This is a genomic window from Meridianimarinicoccus zhengii, assembly GCF_003254465.1.
GTDB lineage: Bacteria > Pseudomonadota > Alphaproteobacteria > Rhodobacterales > Rhodobacteraceae > Meridianimarinicoccus > Meridianimarinicoccus zhengii.
The window spans coordinates 1-1,171 of sequence record NZ_QDFI01000176.1; the positions used below are offsets into that span (position 1 = coordinate 1).

Here is a 1,171-nt window from a genome sequence, read left to right on the forward strand (position 1 = left end):
CTGCGCGGCCGCGCGCCAGGACCGACCGCCCCGCAGCATGGACATGTCCTTCGGCGAGGAAATCGCCGCGCACGGACCGCACGACCCGGCTGCCCCAACGTCGCCGCCCGCGCAGGGGGCCATGGCACCGGACGCGACGGACCATCCGGACGACACGCCGGACGCGGATGGGCGGGACGACGACACGGGCTGGGAGATCGTAGACACCTGATCGACCCCGTTCCCCGAACGAAAGGCGGTCGCGGCGCCGGACCGGATGCCGCGACCACGGCCGCCGTCCCGGCCACGGGTGACCGGTCTCCACCGACCCTGTCGCCTTTGACATACCCTGTCCGGCGATGCAGCCAGACAAGGCACCCAGTGCGGGGCGTCGGCCAATGCGTCGCCGCCGCACGGCATCCGCGCCGTCGCCGCGCGCCGACGCGCCCCAGGTCAGAGCCGGTCAGCTTCCCCAACGACTCCATGAGAACGTATCCGGCGCCGCGCGCCGCCCGAACTCGCGCTCTCCTGCGACGACTCGATCAGTAGGCGCTCCCCACGGCCACGCGCCGCGCCGTCCGCGTCCGGCTTGGCGACCGCGTGTCTGCGCCTGCGCACGACACGTCGCGCGCAACCCGTACCCGTACCCGCACCCGGTCACAGATCTTTCCCCCAGAATCACGCACCGCCCCGAAGCGCCACCAGCCAATGAGGCGACAGGCGTGTCGCGGTCGCAGTGCGATCTGGCGACGGCGGTCGCCGGCCGTCTGGTCTGGCCCTATTGGGCCCGGCGACATGCTCAATGCGGTGCAGGATTACGCAGGCACCCGAACATGACCGAAAATTAACCTTCGATGCCCATGTTGCCTGCAGAGCGCCAAATTGCAGCCGAAAACGCGGAAATCCGGAGACTTTCCGACAAATTCCGCCCGCAGACCCCGATGGCCACCGTTATGCTTGGAATGGCACGGAATTGCTGGTCATTTCAACAATGTAGCCGCAAGCTGGCTTTGACCATTGGAGCTTCGTAAGCCATTGATTTTATTGGCGGCGAATTTGCGGTAGGCGGCGCATTTGGCCTATCTGCAGGCTAGAGCATGTTGAGTTTAATCGGCTTGGTACCCCGCCGCTTTGAAGAAGTTGTTGCACTCTTCATCGGTGAACAGGTCGCACACATGGCCGACGGCCTGCC

The 1,171-nt window shown here is 66.4% G+C and carries 1 protein-coding gene; it reads left to right on the forward strand.

Translation table 11 applies throughout. The features are described from left to right. Positions 1 to 211: hypothetical protein (locus DDE13_RS22430; protein ID WP_222626194.1), on the forward strand; the 211-nt coding region annotated here is incomplete at its 5' end. Positions 212 to 1,171 lie beyond the last annotated feature (960 nt).